General features: G+C 53.9%; 21 protein-coding genes. 6 read left to right on the forward strand and 15 right to left on the reverse strand.

Annotated elements, in window-relative coordinates; all coding sequences use genetic code 11:
- Positions 1-4: 4 nt before the first annotated feature.
- The 3 genes from N1249_RS11750 to N1249_RS11760 all read right to left on the reverse strand — a co-directional run bounded on the left by N1249_RS11750 (position 5) and on the right by N1249_RS11760 (position 2,774).
- The gene (locus N1249_RS11750) at positions 5-1,126 is read right to left on the reverse strand and encodes an amidohydrolase (protein WP_259829455.1); all 1,122 of its coding nucleotides are present in this window, start codon (positions 1,124-1,126) and stop codon (positions 5-7) included.
- On the reverse strand, positions 1,123-2,124 hold the full coding sequence (locus N1249_RS11755) for an MsnO8 family LLM class oxidoreductase (RefSeq protein WP_259829457.1): 1,002 nt from the start codon (positions 2,122-2,124) through the stop codon (positions 1,123-1,125). Before N1249_RS11755 ends, N1249_RS11750 begins: the two co-directional genes overlap by 4 nt.
- A 65-nt stretch (positions 2,125-2,189) precedes the next feature.
- A complete protein-coding gene (locus N1249_RS11760) occupies positions 2,190-2,774 on the reverse strand; it encodes an adenylate kinase (RefSeq protein ID WP_259829459.1) in 585 nt (194 codons plus the stop codon).
- 349 nt (positions 2,775-3,123) lie between these two features.
- Between N1249_RS11760 and N1249_RS11765 the strand changes: the two genes are divergently transcribed.
- Complete coding sequence (locus N1249_RS11765) at positions 3,124-4,659, forward strand: methyl-accepting chemotaxis protein (RefSeq protein WP_259829465.1); 1,536 nt, start codon at positions 3,124-3,126, stop codon at positions 4,657-4,659.
- Here N1249_RS11765 and N1249_RS11770 read toward each other — a convergent pair.
- On the reverse strand, positions 4,656-5,054 hold the full coding sequence (locus tag N1249_RS11770; RefSeq protein WP_259829466.1) for a cupin domain-containing protein: 399 nt from the start codon (positions 5,052-5,054) through the stop codon (positions 4,656-4,658). The genes N1249_RS11765 and N1249_RS11770 overlap by 4 nt on opposite strands.
- A gap of 112 nt (positions 5,055-5,166) precedes the next feature.
- On the opposite strand from N1249_RS11770, the gene N1249_RS11775 reads away from it, so the two are divergent.
- Positions 5,167-6,057: a LysR family transcriptional regulator gene (locus N1249_RS11775; RefSeq protein WP_259829467.1), complete on the forward strand. Its 891-nt coding sequence runs from the start codon at positions 5,167-5,169 to the stop codon at positions 6,055-6,057.
- Positions 6,058-6,382: 325 nt separating this feature from the next.
- Positions 6,383-7,879 (forward strand): L-asparagine permease, encoded by a 1,497-nt coding sequence (gene ansP, locus N1249_RS11780; RefSeq protein WP_259829468.1) that lies wholly within the window; start codon positions 6,383-6,385, stop codon positions 7,877-7,879.
- A gap of 67 nt (positions 7,880-7,946) precedes the next feature.
- Here ansP and arsC read toward each other — a convergent pair whose 3' ends face one another.
- The 4 genes from arsC to N1249_RS11800 form a co-directional block, all read right to left on the reverse strand.
- A complete protein-coding gene (gene arsC / locus N1249_RS11785) occupies positions 7,947-8,375 on the reverse strand; it encodes a glutaredoxin-dependent arsenate reductase (RefSeq protein WP_259829469.1) in 429 nt (142 codons plus the stop codon).
- Between the two features lie 9 nt (positions 8,376-8,384).
- Complete coding sequence (locus N1249_RS11790; RefSeq protein ID WP_259829471.1) at positions 8,385-9,677, reverse strand: arsenic transporter; 1,293 nt, start codon at positions 9,675-9,677, stop codon at positions 8,385-8,387.
- 45 nt (positions 9,678-9,722) lie between these two features.
- Positions 9,723-10,043 (reverse strand): metalloregulator ArsR/SmtB family transcription factor, encoded by a 321-nt coding sequence (locus tag N1249_RS11795; protein WP_259829473.1) that lies wholly within the window; start codon positions 10,041-10,043, stop codon positions 9,723-9,725.
- A gap of 125 nt (positions 10,044-10,168) precedes the next feature.
- On the reverse strand, positions 10,169-11,230 hold the full coding sequence (locus tag N1249_RS11800; protein WP_259829475.1) for a YncE family protein: 1,062 nt from the start codon (positions 11,228-11,230) through the stop codon (positions 10,169-10,171).
- Positions 11,231-11,473: 243 nt separating this feature from the next.
- Between N1249_RS11800 and pqqU the strand changes: the two genes are divergently transcribed.
- Positions 11,474-13,588 (forward strand): TonB-dependent receptor PqqU, encoded by a 2,115-nt coding sequence (pqqU, locus tag N1249_RS11805; protein WP_259829477.1) that lies wholly within the window; start codon positions 11,474-11,476, stop codon positions 13,586-13,588.
- 37 nt (positions 13,589-13,625) lie between these two features.
- Here the strand turns inward: pqqU and N1249_RS11810 are convergent, their stop codons facing one another.
- The 4 genes from N1249_RS11810 to N1249_RS11825 form a co-directional block, all read right to left on the reverse strand.
- Positions 13,626-15,167, reverse strand: a complete 1,542-nt coding sequence (locus N1249_RS11810) for a methyl-accepting chemotaxis protein (RefSeq protein WP_259829479.1) — start codon at positions 15,165-15,167, stop codon at positions 13,626-13,628.
- Positions 15,168-15,353: 186 nt separating this feature from the next.
- A complete protein-coding gene (locus N1249_RS11815) occupies positions 15,354-16,022 on the reverse strand; it encodes a GntR family transcriptional regulator (RefSeq protein ID WP_259829480.1) in 669 nt (222 codons plus the stop codon).
- 248 nt (positions 16,023-16,270) lie between these two features.
- Positions 16,271-17,311 (reverse strand): NADP-dependent oxidoreductase, encoded by a 1,041-nt coding sequence (locus N1249_RS11820; protein WP_259829481.1) that lies wholly within the window; start codon positions 17,309-17,311, stop codon positions 16,271-16,273.
- 65 nt (positions 17,312-17,376) lie between these two features.
- A complete protein-coding gene (locus tag N1249_RS11825) occupies positions 17,377-17,952 on the reverse strand; it encodes an XRE family transcriptional regulator (RefSeq protein WP_259829482.1) in 576 nt (191 codons plus the stop codon).
- Between the two features lie 150 nt (positions 17,953-18,102).
- Between N1249_RS11825 and N1249_RS11830 the strand changes: the two genes are divergently transcribed.
- Positions 18,103-18,621 (forward strand): GNAT family N-acetyltransferase, encoded by a 519-nt coding sequence (locus N1249_RS11830; protein ID WP_259829483.1) that lies wholly within the window; start codon positions 18,103-18,105, stop codon positions 18,619-18,621.
- A complete protein-coding gene (locus tag N1249_RS11835) occupies positions 18,618-19,067 on the forward strand; it encodes a DMT family transporter (RefSeq protein WP_259829484.1) in 450 nt (149 codons plus the stop codon). The genes N1249_RS11830 and N1249_RS11835 overlap by 4 nt, the downstream gene beginning before the upstream one ends.
- A 67-nt stretch (positions 19,068-19,134) precedes the next feature.
- Here N1249_RS11835 and N1249_RS11840 read toward each other — a convergent pair whose 3' ends face one another.
- From N1249_RS11840 to N1249_RS11850, 3 genes are all read right to left on the reverse strand, one after another.
- Complete coding sequence (locus N1249_RS11840; RefSeq protein ID WP_259829488.1) at positions 19,135-19,407, reverse strand: hypothetical protein; 273 nt, start codon at positions 19,405-19,407, stop codon at positions 19,135-19,137.
- Entirely contained in the window at positions 19,404-19,667 is a 264-nt protein-coding gene (locus N1249_RS11845; RefSeq protein ID WP_259829489.1) for a hypothetical protein, read from the reverse strand. Before N1249_RS11845 ends, N1249_RS11840 begins: the two co-directional genes overlap by 4 nt.
- A gap of 309 nt (positions 19,668-19,976) precedes the next feature.
- Entirely contained in the window at positions 19,977-20,207 is a 231-nt protein-coding gene (locus N1249_RS11850) for a hypothetical protein (RefSeq protein ID WP_259829490.1), read from the reverse strand.
- Positions 20,208-20,223 lie beyond the last annotated feature (16 nt).

Genomic DNA, 20,223 nt, shown 5'->3' on the forward strand with positions numbered 1-20,223 from the left:
TTTTTTAAACGTGTTGCAGTGCTTTTTCCGCAAGCTGTGCAAAATAGCGGGCAGCGGGCTCGATTAATGCTTCGTCAGGATTAAATGCCGGATGGTGTAAGCCGAAGGGGCTGGCGCTGCCAATACTGACAAATGCGCCCGGAATATTCTGGAGATAAACCGCAAAATCTTCCCCGCCCATATGCAGCTCTGCGTGCCGGGTTTCATATCCCGCTTCCCGGGCAACCGAGGTGGCGAATTCCGCCCAGCGTTCGTCGTTCACCAGCGCCGTTGGTCCGGCGTACCAGGTGATATCAATCTGGGCGCTAAAGGCGCTGGCAAACCCGGCAGCGATTTCACCCACCCGCGCTTTGACATTCTGCTGCACCTCGGTGCGATGGGTACGCAGCGTCCCTTCCAGCTCGACGCTCTCCGGCAGGACGTTCCAGGTGTTCCCTCCGGCGATGCGCGTGACGCTAAGCACCACGGAATCCAGCGTATTGACGTTACGGCTGGCCACGCTTTGCAGCGCCGTCACCAGTTGGCTGGCCAGCACAATGGCATCATTTCCTTCGTGCGGACGTGCGGCGTGCGCCCCTTTTCCGGTAATGCGAATAACAAACCGGTCGACGTTGGCATAAAACGGCCCGCCGCGGGTGGCGAATTCACCCACCGGCAGCCCCGGCTCGTTATGCATCCCGAAGATGGCGCTGACGTCATGTAACGCCCCGGCGCGCACCATGCTTTTTGCCCCACCGAAATTCTCCTCTGCGGGCTGGAACAGGATCCGCACGCGCCCGTTGAGCGCGTCTTCACGCTCTTTCAGCTTCAGCGCGGCCCCCAGGATCACGCTGGTGTGGATATCGTGTCCGCAGGCGTGCATCACGCCCGCCCGCTGTGAGCTAAACGGCACGCCGCTGCGCTCCTCTATCGGCAAGGCATCAATATCTGCCCGCAGGGCAATCAGCTTTTTACCCGTACCAATCTCAGCGACCAGCCCCGTCGACAGCTCGTAAGGCAGCGGCGTGATGCCCGCACGGGTTAACCACTGGCGTAAACGGGCAGTGGTTTCCACTTCCTGCCCTGACAGTTCCGGGTTCTGGTGCAGCTCGCGGCGCCAGGCAATTAATTGTTCACCAAAACTCATGCTGTAACCTCCTTGTTGAGTCGCGCCTGCGCCAGCAGACGCAGGGACTGAATACGCGTTGCGCCATCCGCAACCGGTGTATCAATAATGAATTCGTCGATGCCCCACTGCTGGTGCAGCGCGTTAAGTTGTGCCAGTACCGATTCCGCCGTCCCCGCCAGCAAAGACTGGGCGCGACGGGCAATACGCACCGGCTCGCTCCCGGCCTGACGGGCAAAGGCATAGGCCTGCTCTTCGCTTGCCACGGTCACGCGCTGCCCGTTTGCCAGCTCAACGCCCCACACTTCCACTTTTTGCGCCAGGGCATCGGCCTGGGCCTGTGACGAGGCAACAATCACCTGTACCGCAACGATGACGTCACGGGCGCTGTTAGCACGCCAGGTTGTAATCACATCGCGCAGCAGGTCGGGATCACCGTTCAGATGCGCAGCAAAGACAAAATGCCAGTCGAGTTTTGCCGCCAACAGCGCGCTTTCGGTGCTGGCTCCCAGCAGGAATCCCTGAGCCGGAACCTGTGGCAGCGGCGTGGCACGCACGGCATCATCCTGCGACGGGTTTTCATTGCGTAACCAGCCATCCAGCTGCGTCAGTTGCTCGGCAAAACTGCCCTTTTGTTGCGGGTTCTGACCCTGCTGTAACGCACGGGTTGAGAGCGGCAGACCACCAGGCGCTTTACCCACGCCCAGATCCACGCGCCCGGGAGCAATGGCCGCCAGAACGTTGAAATTTTCCGCCACTTTGTACGGGCTGTAATGCTGGAGCATGACGCCGCCAGAGCCGACGCGAATGCGCCTGGTTTGCCCGAGGATCCAGGCAATCAGCAGCTCCGGCGAGGGGCTGGCCAGTTGAGGGGTATTGTGGTGTTCGGCAATCCAGAAGCGGTGATAACCCAGGGTTTCTGCCTGTTGGGCCAGGCTTAAGGTGCGCGCCAGCGCATCTGCAGCCGTTTCATTTTCGGCTATAGGGCTTTTATCCAGAATGCTGATTCGCCAGGACATGTTGTTATCTCGTTTGACTTAACATGTCGTCATTATTAAAGGCGGATTTCACCACTGAGAAACAATTAATTTACATTTGGATTGCCGGAAACCGGGAATGCAAAACCCTTTTCTGATTGTGCCTTAAGCGAAGAGATCAGCGTTTCTGCGTCCTGTCGCCGGGTGATGCGCACAAAACGAATATGTCCATATTGCGGGTTTCGCATATCAGCTTCGTAACGTTCGCGGTTACTGCGCCAGGTTTTGATTGTCCAGATGATGATGGACTCACGGCTGAAAAACGATCGACGAAAGCTTTCACAATTTCCCGTGCCGGGCCACAGCTCCTGTTTATGCCACGCACGCCTGAATGCCCTGCTCACGGCCTGATACAGGGTGCAGGCAAACCCGTAATCCACCCACACCACCAGATCCACATTGCGCCACTTAACAGGGCGCGTACGGTTATAGTTGCCGTCCAGCACCCAGTCCTCGGTAGCGGCTAATGTGTTTTCAAGCTTAGCCCACAGCGCGTCGTCCTCTGTTCCCTGCCAGTTCGGGCGCCAGTAAAGCCGGTCCATCTCGATGTATGGGATAGCAAGCCCGGCGGCGATCCGCCTGGCAAGCGTGCTTTTTCCGCTCCCGCTGGTACCAATTATATTGATTTTCACTCTCCCTCCTGGCCTGTAAGAAGAAAAACTGAACAAATCATAGCGTTTAAATCCTGTTAATAAAACGCTATTTCGGATTATCAGTTTACCCGGGGAGTCTACGTATCGCTGTTTATTTGGCTTAAGTCATTTATTTGCAGGGGTGCGTTATTCTGAACCTGTAATTATTTTCATTTTTATTACATAGCCGAAATTACACAGGTAAAAAATAGTTAACTCAGAGTGTTCCGAATACCTTTACTTTCATGGAGAATACGCTCGCTGTAAAACAAAGAATAAAAAATTATCTCTTGCCTGTGTCTTTATCGGGCGGCTTCTCTTTTACATATACATCACTATGGAGTTACTCATGAGGCGTAACACTCCCGTTACACAAAACGAGTATTTACTTAACGAAGGTTCGACGTTAATGTCGACGACTAATACGCATAGTCATATTACCTATGCGAATTCGGCCTTTATTGAAGCCAGTGGATATAAAGAAGAAAATCTTCTGGGTGAACCCCATAATGTTATTCGCCATCCGGATATGCCGGCCGAGGCATTTGGTGATATGTGGTTTACGTTACAGCAGGGAGAGAGCTGGACTGGACTGGTCAAGAACCGCCGCCACAATGGGGATCACTACTGGGTGCGCGCCAATGTTACGCCGGTTTACCAGAATGACACATTAACCGGTTATATCTCTGTGCGTAATATTCCCGCCCGTGAAGAGATCGAAGCCAGTGAAAAACTCTATGCGAAAGTGCGAAATAACGAATTAAAACATCACCGTTTTTATAAAGGTTTGTTAGTTCGCCGCGGACTTTTATCTTTTACCTCGGTGTTTAAACGACTGAGCATTACCCGGCGCGTTAATATTGGCATTACCCTAACCGCCCTGTTCTCCTGTTTACTTTACCTGATATTGCCCCAGGGTATTCGTCAACTGGGTAGCGTAATTCTGCCGTTAATTATCCTGGCACTATACCTTAATGCACAAATATCACGTCCGTTAAAAACCATTGTCGGCCAGATGCAACGCGTGGTTTCCGGGCGTAAAACAGACTATTGCCATTTTGATCGGGTCGACGAAATTGGCCTGATGATGCGCCTCGTTAATCAGTCGGGTTTAAACCTGAATTCGCTGGTGGATGATGTTGGTACCCAGATTGGCGGTATCGGCAATATCAGTCAGCAGGTGGCCAAAGAAGGTGCAGCCTTACAGGCGCGTTCCGAAGAGACGGCAGATGATTTGCAGCAAACCGCTGCGGCGGTAGAAGAAATTGCCAGTGCTGTCCAGCAGACGGCAGAAACCGCAAAAGAAGCCATTCAGATGGCGGACCGGACCAGCGCCAGCGCCCACAGCGGCGAAGCGATGATGAAACAGACCATCGGCATGATGCAGTCGGTGTCGCAGGATAACAGCCAGATTGTCGACATCATCGGCGTGATTGACCGCATCGCCTTCCAGACCAATATTCTGGCGCTGAACGCCGCCGTTGAAGCGGCACGCGCGGGTGAGGCCGGGCGCGGTTTTGCGGTCGTGGCGGCTGAAGTGCGCAACCTGGCGCAACACTCTGCCACGGCGGCCAGAGAGATCAAAACCCTGATCGAGAAGAACGTCGCCAGCGTGAACAACGGTGTCGAAATGGTGGAACAGACCGAAACGCACCTGACGGTGATGATCGGTAATGTGTTGCAGATGTCCTCCCTGATTAAAGAGATCGGCCATGCGACGCAGGAACAGACGCAGGCGCTTTCGCTGATTAACGAATCCATCTCTCGTATTGGCGTAATGACCAGCAACAACACCGGGATGGTCGACAATGTTGCCAATGCCGCCAATCACCTGACGCAGCGCACCACGCGTCTGCAACAGGCGATAGCGGTGTTTGGCGGCTAGCTGTTCTGGTACTGCTCGTCGGTCACTTTTTCCATCCACTCTACCGGGCTACCGTTCACCGATTCGGCGATGGCAATATGGGTCATCGCCGTTTGCGCGCTGGCCCCGTGCCAGTGTTTTACGCCTGGTGGGATCCACGCGATATCGCCCTGGTTCAGCGGCTCTGCCTCTTTACCCCACTCCTGTAACCAGCCGCGCCCCTGAGTCACGATAAGCGTTTGTCCCAGCGGGTGCGTGTGCCAGGCGGTACGTGCGCCGGGTTCAAAGGTCACCGTTGCACCACCTACGGCGGCGGGCTCGGTCGCCTGGAAAGGTGCATCAATACGAACAGTGCCGGTAAACCAGTCTTCCGGGCCACGGATGGAAGGTAATGAACCGCTACGGATAATTTTCATGTTGTACTCCTCGTTTGCTGTTGTGCTAACAGTAGCGCAAAGGTGTGTGGCGCATTAGACTGCATAATCAGAAAGGAACCATGAACGCAATTCATGAATCGGGTATCTGACGATGTTAAAAGACAATTTCAACGACCTGCTCTCTTTTATGGTAGTCGCCCGCGAACGCAGTTTTACACGCGCGGCCGCCCAGCTGGGTGTTTCACAGTCGGCATTGAGCCACGCGATGCGTAATCTGGAGGCGCGGCTGGATGTGCGGCTGCTGACCCGCACTACCCGCAGCGTTGCGCCGACCGCCGCCGGGGAGCAACTCTTCATGCGCCTTAGCCCACACCTGCTGGAGATTGAACAGGAGCTCACCGCGTTGCGTGACATGCGTGACACGCCCGCCGGAAATATCCGTATCACCGCCGGTGAGCACGCCATGACCTGTGTGCTGTGGCCGGTGCTAAAACCCTTCATGGTGAAATATCCCGATATTCATGTTGAAGTGACCGTGGATAACGGCCTGACGGATATTGTTGACGAGCGGTTTGATGCCGGGGTGCGCCTGGGTGAACAGGTCGCCAAAGATATGATTGCCGTGCGTATTGCGCCGGATCTACGCATGACGGTGGTCGGTTCGCCGGACTATCTGGCGCGCTTTGGCGTGCCGGAAGAGCCAGAGCAGCTTGCGCAGCACAGCTGCATCAATATGCGTCTGCCCACGCGGGGAGGCCTATATGCCTGGGAATTTGAACGTGACGGACGCGAGCTGCGCGTGCGCGTTGAAGGCCAGCTGACGCTGAACAGCCTGCCACAGCGCATCGATGCTGCTGAGTCTGGTCTTGGCCTGGCGTATGTGCCGGAAGATACCGTCCATGAAGCCATCGCTGAAGGACGGTTGATTCAGGTGCTTAAAGAGTGGTGCCCGGCCTTTGACGGCTATCATCTGTACTATCCCAGCCGCCGTCAGCACACCACCGCTTTCACGTTGCTTGTCGATGCGCTACGTAACGCGTGAATTACCAGGCGGCAACTATTAAGTAAATCTGATGATTAAAGCACCACTACACTTACTGGTTTGCCTGGAAATTCACCACGATTCAGCGCGTTGTGATCCCCGTCTGCTCTGACCACACAATTTCCTTCGACAGACATCACTTTCGGCGCGGTTATATTTTGCGTCGCTTATCAATTGCGGGTAGGATGCCACGCCATGTTCGCCTTATCCATACGCAGAAAGACTGGAAAGGCGACATGTGTCTGTGCAAAGGCAATCGTTTGTATTGCCAGCTGCCAGACGGGACTATCACGACAATGGTTCAGACAGGCAAACAGGTAACTCAATGAAAACAAGCAATAAAAGCGCAGCCGATCATCACGCTGCGAAACGTCGCTGGTTGAACTCTCATGAAGAGGGCTACCACAAAGCGATGGGCAACCGTCAGGTTCAAATGATCGCCATCGGCGGCGCTATCGGTACGGGTTTGTTCTTAGGTGCAGGCGCACGTCTGCAAATGGCGGGTCCGGCTCTCGCACTGGTGTATCTGGTGTGCGGCATCTTCTCTTTCTTTATTCTTCGTGCGCTGGGCGAACTGGTTTTACATCGCCCTTCCAGCGGCAGTTTTGTCTCTTATGCCCGTGAATTCCTCGGCGAAAAAGCGGCCTACGTTGCGGGCTGGATGTACTTCGTCAACTGGGCGATGACCGGTATTGTCGATATCACCGCGGTTGCGCTGTATATGCATTACTGGGGTGCGTTTGGTGATGTCCCACAGTGGGTGTTTGCCCTTGGCGCCCTGGCCATTGTCGGGACCATGAACATGATCGGCGTGAAGTGGTTCGCCGAAATGGAATTCTGGTTTGCGCTGGTAAAAGTTCTGGCGATTGTGGTGTTCCTGGTGGTCGGTACGGTGTTCCTCGGCAGCGGTAAACCGCTGGATGGTAATGCCACCGGCTTCCACCTGATAACCGATAACGGCGGTTTCTTCCCGCACGGTCTGCTGCCTGCACTGGTGCTGGTACAGGGTGTGGTGTTCGCGTTTGCCTCTATCGAACTGGTCGGTACGGCTGCGGGCGAATGTAAAGATCCGCAGACCATGGTGCCAAAAGCGATTAACAGTGTTATCTGGCGTATTGGTCTGTTCTACGTCGGCTCTGTGGTACTGCTGGTACTGCTTCTGCCGTGGACGGCATACCAGGCAGGTCAGAGTCCGTTCGTGACCTTCTTCTCTAAACTCGGCGTGCCTTATGTTGGCAGCATTATGAACATCGTGGTACTGACCGCGGCGCTCTCAAGCCTGAACTCTGGTCTGTACTCCACCGGCCGTATTTTGCGCTCGATGTCGATGGGTGGCTCTGCACCGAAATTCATGTCGAAAATGAGTAAGCAGCAGGTGCCTTACGCGGGTATTCTCGCTACGCTGGTAGTCTATGTCTTTGGCGTGTTCCTGAACTATCTGGTGCCGTCTCAGGTGTTTGAGATCGTCCTGAACGTGGCGGCACTGGGCATTATCGCCTCCTGGGCCTTTATCGTGGTTTGCCAGATGCGTCTGCGCAAAGCGATTAAAGAAGGTAAAGCCGCAGAAGTCAGCTTTAAGCTGCCAGGCGCGCCGGTAACCTCCTGGCTGACCCTGCTGTTCCTGTTCAGCGTGCTGGTGCTCATGGCGTTCGATTACCCGAACGGCACTTACACCATCGCCACCATTCCACTGCTGGCTGTGTTGCTGATTGCAGGCTGGTTTGGCGTGCGTAAACGCGTTCACGAAATTCACAGCACCGCGCCTGTTCATCCTGATGATGAAAAACAGGACGGCCCGCTGATTGAAGAGACGTCGCGTTAATACCACACGACGGTCATGAAAAAGGGAAGGCATTTTGCCTTCCCTTTTGCTTTGTGGCGGATACACCTCAGGGTTTGACTCGCTTGCCCTGTGCGTCAACAACCTGCTCCCCATCCTCTTTCGTAAAGGCCCCTTGCTGGGACTCAGGGAGGATATCCAGCACCACTTCGGAAGGCCGGCACAACCGGGTGCCAAGCGCAGTCACCACAATCGGGCGATTAATCAGGATCGGATGCTGGAGCATAAAGCCAATAAGTTGCTCATCCGTATAAACATTATCCGCAAGGCCCAGCTGTTCGTAAGGCTCCACGTTTTTTCGCAGCAATGCGCTCACCGTAATGCCCATATCGGCAATCAGTTTCACCAGCTCATCCCGCGTGGGTGGGGTGTCGAGATAATAGATAATTGTCGGTTCGATACCGCTATTGCGGATCATTTCCAGCGTATTGCGCGACGTGCCGCAGGCCGGGTTGTGATAAATCGTAACATTGCTCATTGTTGTGTCTCACGACAAAGTGACTGAGAGCCGCAGCGCCAGCGCGGCAAGTGTGACAAACAGCACTGGCAGGGTCATGATGATGCCAGTACGGAAGTAGTATCCCCAGGTGATGGTCATATTCTTCTGCGCCAGCACATGCAGCCATAACAGGGTTGCCAGGCTCCCGATTGGGGTAATCTTAGGGCCCAGGTCGCAGCCGATGACGTTGGCATAAATCATGGCTTCTTTCACCACGCCAGAGGCCGTACTTCCGTCGATGGATAATGCGCCAATCAGCACTGTGGGCATATTGTTCATTACAGATGATAAAAATGCCGTTATAAAGCCAGTGCCAAAGGTGGCCGCCCATAATCCTTTATCGGCCAGGATACTCAGGATCCCGGAAAGTGAGTCCGTCAGCCCGGCATTTCGCAGGCCATATATCACCAGGTACATCCCTAGAGAAAAAATCACAATCTGCCACGGGGCACCGCGCAATACTTTGCCGGTATTTATGGCATGACCTCTTTTGGCGACCGCAAACAGGATCAGTGCACCAACGGCTGCAATTGCGCTGACGGGAAGCCCCAGAGGTTCAAGCACAAAGAAGCCAACCAGCAGCAGGATCAGAACAACCCAGCCGGCTTTAAAGGTTGCGGCATCTTTGATTGCACTGATGGGGGCTTTTAGCCGGGCGATGTCGTAGGTCGCCGGTATATCCCGACGAAAGAACAGGTGGAGCATGACAAGCGTGGTGGCAATGGCCGCGATATCAACCGGGATCATGACAGATGCGTAGCGGCTGAAGCTCAGCGAAAAGTAATCCGCAGAGACGATGTTCACCAGATTCGAAACAATCAGCGGCAGGCTGGCTGTATCGGCGATAAATCCCGCCGCCATAACAAAGGCGAGAGTCGTTCCTTTGCTGAACCCGAGAGCAAGGAGCATGGCTATCACGATAGGCGTCAGGATCAGCGCGGCACCATCGTTGGCAAAAAACGCCGCAACCGCTGCGCCCAGTAGCACTATCCAGGTAAACAACAGGCGACCGCGGCCATTGCCCCAACGCGAAACATGTAATGCCGCCCACTCGAAAAAGCCGGACTCATCCAACAGCAGGCTGATAATAATCACCGCAATAAAGGTTGCTGTGGCGTTCCAGACGATATGCCATACCACCGGAATATCATCGATATGAATAACGCCCCCCATCAATGCCAGCGCGGCGCCAATGCTCGCGCTCCAGCCAATACTGAGTCCCCTGGGCTGCCAGATGACCAGAATCAGCGTCAGAACAAAAATACTCCCTGCCAGTAACATTTCCCGCCCCTTTATATATGCCTAAATGAATGTATTGCTTGTTATCTAACAGGATGAAGGTGCGGCGTTTTCCCGCCACAGGCGGATCTCCTCACGCATACACAACCAAGCTGTAGAAATGGATTCGGCTGCCCAGGCAGGCATATGCGGAGACAGACGGTAGTAAACCCACTTCCCTTCTCGGCGGTCGAGAACCAGCCCTGCTTCACGCAGAATGGCGATATGCCGGGAGATTTTAGGTTGCGATTCTGCCGTCACGCCGCAGATATCGCATACGCAAAGCTCACCGGATTCTCTGAGAAGCAAAACGATAGCCAGCCGGGTTTCGTCGGATAAAATTTTGTATAGCTGAACGGGTCGTAGCATATTGCAACCTGCCTCTTACGCATTCATATATGATTTTCCATATATGTTAAGGCGAAATTCAGCCGCTTTCAATGACTAACGCGTGGCAGATAAAAAAGCCCTGCATATGCAGGGCTTCGGAGCGGTTACAGCACGATACGGATCACGTCGTCCGGATGGGTGGCTTCCTGCTGGCGGGTGGACTTCTGTTTCACCGTCACGTACAGGGTTTTGCCGTCGGCCGAGAGCGCCAGGCTGTTCGGATAGACCGGGGTATCGTACGTTTTAGTGACTTTATAGGTCTTCGTGTCAATCACGCTCACCTTGCCCGCTTCACGGTGGGTCACGTAGGCTTCGTTACGCGCCGGGTTGAACAGCACGGCCAGCGATTCAGGTGCGGCGATTTTCCCGATAACGCTGCCATCTTTCAGGCTGACCACCAGCACTTCCGGCTGTTTTGAATCGGTCAGGAATGCGCGCTGTCCGGCGGTGTCCAGGCTCAGGTTCAGGTAGAAATGCTCTTTCCCGTCATCCTGCACTTTTTTACGGCTGAGGATTTTATGGGTTGTCGTATCAATCGTCACCAGTTCGCCATCTGCGTTAGTGGTGTACAGGCGTTTGGCCTGAGCATCCAGCGCCAGACCAGTGCTGAACGTCCCGGTGTTGGCAATGGTCTCTTTCAGCTTCAGCGTTGCACCATCAACCACCCAGATAACACTCTCTTTGCCAATGCCGGTGATGTAAACGGTATTGGTGGTGTCATCCGCGACCAGCTGGCGCGGCTGTAACGGTTTCACCGTTTCGCTGCGCTTGCGGTCGTCCAGCACCAGGCGCCCTTTCACCTCGCCGGTTTTCGCGTCAATGGCCGTCACCGCGCTGCTGGTGGTGTTACCAAACCACAGCGTCTGGGTGGCATTGTCGATCGTTGCGCCAAACGGTTTGAGATCGTTATGGATCGCCTGCGTCACTTCCAGCGTTACCGGGTCCAGGCGATAAACCACGCCGCCTTTATCGGTTTTACGGCTTAATGATGTCGCAACCCACAGCGCATTCTCCTGCTGGCTTACGGCCATCTCATATGCGCCCTTGCCGACGGCTTTACGCAGCATCTCTTCGGCGGCATGAACCTGGAAGCTTCCGGCAAACAGTAAGGAGCCTAACAGCAGAGAACTCCGCAGACGCGGCGAGCACAGGTGACGTAAAGACATAACAATTCCTTTTTAAAAGAGGTGGTGTACTGCTGACATCGCTTCCGGCAGGCAAAGTCATGGCTTCGCCGTCATTTTAATGAGAATAGTAATCATTAATCAGCTGAATGTGGAGTTTTTCTTTCCCCGGCCACCTTTCATTAACGCAATGTGCGGTTATAGTTTTCAAAAGATTTACAAAAGATTTAACATGTATGCACATGTTCCATTTGGTTCGTATTTTTTCCTCAAGCGGTTTACTCCATGAAAATCTTTTCTGCCTCTAAGGCAACCTTTCCGCTGCTGCTGGTTCCTGTTGTTTTCGCCCCTGCCGTCTCGATGGCAGCAGATGAACAGACCATGATCGTCAGCGCCACACCGCAAACCGTATCGGAACTCGATACCCCGGCGGCGGTCAGCGTCGTCAACGGGGACGATATGCGCCAGGCGGCCCCGCGCATTAACCTTTCGGAATCCCTCGGCAGCGTGCCGGGTCTGCAAATTCAGAACCGCCAGAACTATGCGCAGGATTTACAGTTATCCATGCGTGGCTTCGGCGCGCGTTCAACCTTTGGCGTGCGCGGGATCCGTATGTATGTGGACGGCATCCCGGCAACCATGCCTGACGGCCAGGGCCAGACGTCCAACATTGATCTGACCAGCGTGGACACCGTTGAAGTGTTGCGCGGGCCGTTCTCCGCGCTCTACGGCAATGCCTCTGGCGGCGTTATCAACATCAACACCCAGACCGGGCAACAACCGCCAACTATTGAAGCCAGCAGTTATTACGGCAGCTACGGCACCTGGCGCTATGGTATGAAAGCCACCGGCGCAATGGGGGATGGTACGCACGCGGGTGATGTGGATTACACGGTATCGACGACCCGTTTCACCACCAAAGGCTACCGCGACCACAGCGGCGCGCGGAAAAACCTCGCCAACGCCAAACTGGGCGTGCGTATTGATGACGTCAGCAAGCTGACGCTGATGTTTAACAGCGTGGACATGAAAGCCAACGATCCGGGCGGCCTGGACTACCAGGAGTGGCGGGACAATCCGCGCCAGTCACCGCGCGGGGATCAGTACAACACCCGTAAAACCATCAAGCAGACGCAGGCCGGGTTGCGCTATGACCGTCAGTTAAGCGCCAAGGATGACCTCAGCGTGATGATGTACGCGGGCGAGCGTGAAATGACGCAGTACCAGTCCATTCCGTATCAGCCGCAGCTAAAAGCCACCCACTCCGGCGGTGTGATTGACATGCAGCGCCACTACCAGGGCATTGATACCCGCTGGACGCACAAAGGCGAGCTGCTGGTTCCGGTCACCTTTACCACCGGGCTGAACTACGAAAACATGAGCGAAGATCGCCGGGGTTACCAGAACTTCGTCATGGATAACGGCGTGCCAGACTACGGCGTAAAAGGTGAAAAACGCCGCGACGAACGTAACCTGATGTGGAACGTTGACCCTTATCTGCAAACCAGCTGGCAGCTGACGCAGAAGCTCTCTGTCGATGCGGGTGTGCGTTACAGCTCTGTGTGGTTTGACTCTAACGACCATTACATTACCCCGGGGAATGGCGACGACAGCGGTGATGCGAGCTATCACAAGTGGCTCCCTGCCGGTTCGGTTAAATATGCGCTGACCGATGCCTGGAATCTGTATGCCGCAGCGGGACGTGGGTTTGAAACCCCGACCATTAACGAGCTTTCTTACCGTTCAGATGATAAGGGCGGGCTGAATATCGGCCTGAAGCCGTCGACCAACAATACCTATGAAGTGGGCAGCAAAACCCGTATCGGCAATGGCCTGCTGACGGCCGCGTTGTTCCGTACCGACACGGATGACGAAATTGTGGTGGATGCGAGTTCCGGCGGGCGCACCAGCTATAAAAACGCCGGGAAAACGCGTCGTCAGGGCGTTGAACTTTCCCTCGACCAGCAGTTTGCCGAGAACTGGAAGCTGAAGATGGCGTGGACGTATCTGGACGCCACCTACCGCACCAACGTCTGTAGCGATGCCGACTGTAACGGTAACCGGATGCCGGGTATTGCCCGTAACATGGGTTACGCATCCTTTGGCTGGCAGCCAGAAGAAGGCTGGTATGCCGGTACCGATGTGCGTTACATGAGCGATATCATGGCCGATGACGAAAACACGGCGAAAGCCCCGTCTTACACGGTTGTGGGTCTGAATACCGGGTATAAGTTCAATTACGGTAACTGGGGAATGGACGTGTTCGGTCGCGTTGATAACCTGTTCGACAAAGAGTATGTCGGCTCAGTGATTGTGAACGAATCTAACGGACGCTATTACGAACCGGCGCCTGGCCGTAACTACGGTGTCGGGATGTCAGTCTCCTACCGTTTCGAGTAAGTAAACACCCGGCAGCGTCCTGCTGCCGGGTTCTTTATTACGCCGCCTGCGCGCTCTGTTCAAGGCGGAACGCCGCCACCAGTTCCTCCAGCACGCGCGCCTGATCTTCCAGCGCCCCTGCCGCCGTGGACGATGCACCCACCAGCGAGGCATTCTGTTGCGTGGTGGTATCCAGCTCCATCACTGCCCGTGAAATCTGTTCGATGCCACGACTCTGCTCTTCAGACGCCGACGAGATTTCACCCATGATGTCATTCACCCGGGTGACAGACTCCACAACCTGCTCCATCGTCTGCCCGGCCTTCACCACCAGGTCGCTGCCCGTGGTGATGCGGTTAACCGATTCACTGATCAGCAGTTCGATATCCTTCGCCGCCTGCGAGCTGCGCTGGGAAAGGCTACGCACTTCGCTGGCTACCACCGCGAACCCACGCCCTTGCTCACCCGCCCGCGCCGCTTCCACCGCGGCGTTCAGCGCCAGAATATTCGTCTGGAACGCGATACTGTTGATCACCGCAGTGATGTCGGCAATTTTTTGCGAACTGGTGTTGATATCGTTCATGGTGTTGACCACATCGCGCATCACGCGCCCGCCGTGAGTGGCGGTCTGTGAGGCTTCCGCTGCCAGCTGGCTGGCATGACGGGCGTTGTCGGCGTTGTTTTTCACCGTGGCGGTTAACTCTTCCATGCTGGCTGCCGTTTCCACTACTGCCGCGGCCTGCTGTTCAGTACGCGAAGAGAGATCGGTATTCCCTTCGGCGATATCGCTCGCCGCCTGAGAAACCTGCGCCACGCTGTTACGCACATCGCCAATCATCGAACGCAGCGTGTCGTTCATGCGCCCCATTGCCCCGGTGAGTTTGCCCAGCTCGTCGTTGCCCTGCGCGCGGATATCAGAACTGAGGTCGCCACTGGCGATACGTTCAGCCAGTAACAGGTTATGTTTTACCGGACGGGTGATTTGGCGGGTCACCCACCATGACACCAGGATGCCAAAGAGGATGGCAATCACGCCGACAATCGCCGTAATGGTGCTGGAGCTGTAGGCCAGCGCATCATTGTGCGCTTTTACCAGCGCGATGATATCCCGGATGGCGGCACTGCTGTTATCGCCCGCGGTTTTGACGTTATCTTCGGCAGTTTTCAACGCCTGCTCCGCTGCTGCATCACCCTTATTGGCTTTTACAGCGGCCATTGCGGTCTGCATGTCCTGCACACCAGTGCTAAACTGCGCCAGGTGTTCGGCAATTGCGTCAACGATCGGGGCTTCTTTTGCCGTCCAGCTCAGTTTTTTGGCTTCAGCGGTTAATTCTTCGGCATGTTTCACATACCCGGCCAGAAGCTGACCCGATTTTTCATCCCCGTTATAGAGATACTTGAGCCGGTTAATCTTTGCCTGGAATACTTCAATATTGATATTGTAGATAAGGTTGGTTTGTTGATATACATCGCGGATTTCTTTGAAGCGCAGCACACTCATGGCGGTTGAAACCGCCACCAGCAGCAATACCACGCCAAAACCTGCTGAAAGCTTTTTGCTCATTTTTATATTACGTAATCGAAGGCTAATACTAAACATCCTGGGCTCCTTAAAAGGCAAATGTGCCTTTACCCGTTATCGGCAGGATGTGGGGTTATTTCATAGCGACGTTGGTCTTACCTGTCGAAAAATGAAATAACGTTCCCGGTGACATCGTGCCACCAGGAAATTATTTATATAATGAATATTTGAAATTAAAAGACGCGACCTGTAGTAAATAATTCCCTAACTAAAATATTGCCGTTGTAAAAGTACATTGGCTTCATCAATCAGAGTATCAATCGCTTGCTGGCTGGCTTCCACATCCCTTCTTTCGAGCGCAGACAACAGCTCAGCATAGTGATACGGCGAGTCGGTGATGTCGTTCAGCCCCTCATGCAGGTAGTTGATACACGGCCCAATTCGCACCCATAACTGCTCAATAAGTGCGCTGAGCGTTGGCATATCGGCATATTGATAAAGTGTGAAACGGAAAATACGGTTGGCATTTAGCGCCTGCTGAACATTTCCATTGCGCATGGCCTGATGGAAAAGATCCGACAGCTCGCGCAATGCCGCAAGCTTCGCATCAGACATGCGCTCACAGGCCGCGGCGACAGCCATAGGCTCAAGTTGTTTTCTGATGGCGTTAATTTCGTTATAGCGTTCCAGCGTCACTTCAGGCACAAGGAACGCCTGAGCCGGCGTCGCATGAAGCGCGCCAGCGGACACCAGTCGCAACAGCGCCTCGCGAACCGGAGTAATACTGGTGCCTAATTTATCGGCGATCTCTTTAGTAACCAGCCTGGCTCCCGGTTTCAACGACCCGGTAATTAATGCCCCTTTCAGACTGATTTCGACCTGCATGGTAAGACTGACGCGCTGTGCCTTTTCTAAATTATCCAAATCAAGCATGTTCAATTCCCGTAGCCAAAACAATACGCTATTTTCAGCGTCCGTGAAAATACGACGCCGCTAGATATATCCTGTATCCTGGTACCTGGTATTGGGAAATGCGCTAAAAACGCAAATATTACACATTTTGTTTTTTTACTCTCCCCGCTCAGCAATGCTGGGGGTGAAGAGGATGTGCTGGTTTAATTAAAGACAATATATCGTATCTTCACAAATATTTATGGCGGGTATTCCCGCCATAACAAGGTTTATTTGTTTTCAGTCGCGACGCGTATCACGACTTTGCCGAAGTTTTTCCCTTCAAGCAGGCCAATCAGCGCCTGGGGCGCATTTTCCAGCCCATCAATAACCTGTTCACGATAGTGGATTTTACCTTCCTGCACCCAACGTCCCATTTCCGCCTGGAACTCCTGGACGCGGTGACCGTAATCCTGCCCGATGATAAAACCCTGCATCCGGATGCGTTTTTTGAGGATAGTCGCCATTAACAGCGATAAACGGTCCGGACCATCCGGCAATCCGGTGGCGTTATAACCGCTCACCAGGCCACACACCGGCACACGTGCCGAAGTATTCAGTAACGGCAGCACGGCATCAAAGACTTTGCCGCCGACGTTTTCGTAATACACGTCAATCCCGTCCGGACAGGCTTTCGCCAGCTGCGCCGCAAAGTCATCCGCATAGTGATCGAGGCAGAGATCAAAACCTAAAACTTCGGTGGCATAACGGCATTTCTCTGCTCCGCCCGCAACACCAATGACCCGGCAACCTTTAATTTTGCCGATTTGCCCAACCGTGGCGCCCACCGGCCCGGTAGCCGCGGCAACCACCAGCGTTTCTCCCGCTTTTGGCTGCCCGATATCCAGTAACCCCATATACGCGGTAAAACCTGGCATCCCCAGCACGCCAAGCGCCCATGACGGATGCGCCGGGTTTTCACCCAGTTTCACCAGACCAGTGCCGTCGGACAGTTCATACTCCTGCCAGCCGCTGTAACCCAGCACCCACTCACCCGGTTTGAAGGCCGGATTATTTGACTGCTCAACGCGGCTGACGGTGCCGCCCACCATTACCGCGCCAATCTCAACCGGCGGCGAATAAGACGGGGCATCGCTCATGCGGCCACGCATATAGGGATCAAGAGACAGCCACTCGGTGCGGAGCACTATCTGCCCCGCAGCGGGTGTCGGGACTGGCTGCGCTTCTGAACGGAAATTCTCAGCGACCGGCGCACCATGTGGACGAGAGGCCAGAACCCAGCGACGATTTTGCAGTGGAGATTGACTCATAACATGTTCCTTATTGTGCAAATGTCATTAGAGACTAGCCCCTTATGTTGCAGGCCGCTTTAGCATTACGAGCCGGACTGATTAAGCCGGACGACCAGATAAATACAGGAACTCCCGGTTTCATTGATAAACCGGCAGTCGTTGGGCGGCCCCAGCTCCAGGCAGTCTCCGGCTTTCATTTCGTGGCGGGTATCGCCTTCCTGAAATACCAGTTCGCCTTCCTGTAACCAGATCAGCTGACGCGCCAGCGCATAGGACGAAGCAGGCATGGGTACATCACTGCCCGCAGGCAATTCAACCTGGACCAGGTCGATAGGAAGATCGGTTCGCGGTGAAACGTGGCGGCGAAGATAGTGGGTTTGCGGATCGCGCCAGACCGGCTGATTCGCCAGGCGCAGCAGTTTTCCTTCCTGCATTTCGGCTCTGGCAATCAGCGTGGACATGCTGATCCCAAACGCGCCGGATAAACGGGCAAGCAAGGTCGCCGTTGGGCTGCTGTCCCCACGTTCAATCTTATGGATCATGGCGCGCGAAACGCCTGCCCGGTCGGCAAGCTCGCTCAGTGACCAGCCGCGCGACTCGCGTTCAATGCGAATTCGTGCGCTAATCCGTTGATTCATATTGTCTGTAATAGTGTTCATGACGTCATACTATAGTGTATGAACGGCAATTCAATGGTGTTTTCATAACAAAAAAATATGGCTTATGCCGTAGCGATTTGGTGAGACAGTTGTGTAATATCGTGTCAAACACGTACTACTATAGTGAACAACACACTCAGAGGCTCAATCATGATAATTCGCCACGCCAGCAAAGAAGACTGCGCCGCCATCGGTGAGATCTACAACCACGCGGTCGTGCATACCGCAGCAATCTGGAACGATAAAACCGTAGATACCGATAACCGTATCGCCTGGTATGAAGCGCGTATTCTGGTGGGCTACCCGGTGCTGGTCAGTGAAGAAAACGGCGTGGTGACAGGGTATGCCTCATTCGGCGACTGGCGCGCCTTCGATGGCTTCCGCCATACGGTTGAACACTCGGTCTACGTTCACCCGGAACACCAGGGTAAAGGTATTGGCCGCCAGCTGATGAAAGCCCTGATCGTTGAAGCGCGTAATATTGGCAAGCATGTGATGGTTGCAGGGATTGAAGCGCAAAACCATGCGTCTATCCATCTGCACGAAACGCTCGGGTTTGTCACTACCGGGCAAATGCCGCAGGTCGGCACCAAGTTTGGCCGCTGGCTGGATTTAACCTTTATGCAGTTGCAGCTGGACGATCGCACCGACCCGGACGCCATTTCATGAATCAATCACTGACACTGGCATTTCTGGTGGCTGCAGGTATTGGCCTGGTGGTGCAGAACACCTTAATGGTGCGCATTACCCAGTCCTCCTCCACGATCCTTATCGCGATGCTTTTGAACTCGCTGGTGGGGATTGTCCTGTTCGTAAGTATCTTACTGATTAAGCAAGGTACAGCCGGGTTTAGCGAGCTGGCATCTACCGTACGCTGGTGGACGCTGATCCCTGGTTTGCTGGGCTCGTTTTTTGTGTTTGCCAGTATCAGTGGATATCAGAACGTGGGCGCGGCCACCACCATTGCGGTGCTGGTCGCAAGCCAGCTTATCGGTGGGCTGGTGATGGATGTACTGAGAAGTAACGGTATCCCACTGCGCGCACTGATAGGCCCGGGATGCGGCGCAGTGATGCTGGTCGTGGGGGCCTGGCTGGTTGCGCGGCGCACATTTTAATAACTTTTTGATTGTTAAGGGGGAAGATGTTCTTCCCCATACCCACACCAAAATGGTTTCCTAAGTATTATCCTCGGGAAAGAAGTTCTACGGATACTTGTTCATTTTGCTCACTGGTGTTAATCATCGTGCCATCATCGCAAAGCAGAACGTCGTCAACTTCCAGCCAAAGTTTAGAATCGACCTGCCCTCCGTCAATCACCCGCCATACAGATCCATCCTCGAGAGTGATTAGCGTCCCATCATCGTTTTTAGTTTGAATCCAGTGCCCAGATTCGCAACCTGCATAAGCCGGAGCAACCAAAAATACAGCAGCAATCCAAAGAAATTTTCTAATCATAATCCAGCTCCAGCCCTCAGAGCCCGATCCTTATCAGCATCGAGCATTTGCCCTGACTTCTCCAGTTCAGCAGTTCTTTCTCGGCAGTACCCATTTGAATCAAACTTGTACAAAAGGCCAAATGCATAGTGAATACCGCCGTCCACGGAGCAGTAATACGAATCTGCCGGACTCATACTCTCTGCCTCTTGCTTAGTTATTGCGCACCCTGAAATAGTAAATACAGAAAGTAGACCAGCAATTTTTAATCGGTTATTCATAAGAGCAATATCCTCCCTTATGGTGACTTCCCGTCCCTCCATGAGGATGCTGGCCTTTAGGACACGCGTACCCTGATGAGCAAGTGATGAGCGCCAGAGCGATTGTGATAAACAGAGCTTTAACTTTCATATAAATGTTCCTTAGCCAATAAAAAATACATACCGAATAATTAAGTAACAGCCAGCAAATGGCTGTTACCCCAACCAACCAGGTGACCAGCGCAATACAAAAGAGACCTTTACTTCTCATATGACTCCCAATAAAAAACCCGCACATATTGCGCGGGTTAGGTTTTGGTTGTTGAGCTCTCAGTGCCTTTGAGCTGCTTGCTCTTTTTCATAGAGACTGAAGTAAAGCTCAGCATTCGCTGAATTGACATCACGGAGCTCGTTTCTCAACTGCGCCACTTCTTCATATAACTCCGCCAGCTCAGCCGAGCACTCCGCCTCAACTTCTCTTTCGAGGCGTATAACCTTGCTAATTAGCCCAGCAATAAAGCAAGCCTCAATAATGCTGAGAATAATTAAATAATGACTCATTCGAACACCACACAAT

The organism is Enterobacter sp. CP102, assembly GCF_025152625.1.
GTDB classification, from domain to species: domain Bacteria; phylum Pseudomonadota; class Gammaproteobacteria; order Enterobacterales; family Enterobacteriaceae; genus Enterobacter; species Enterobacter soli.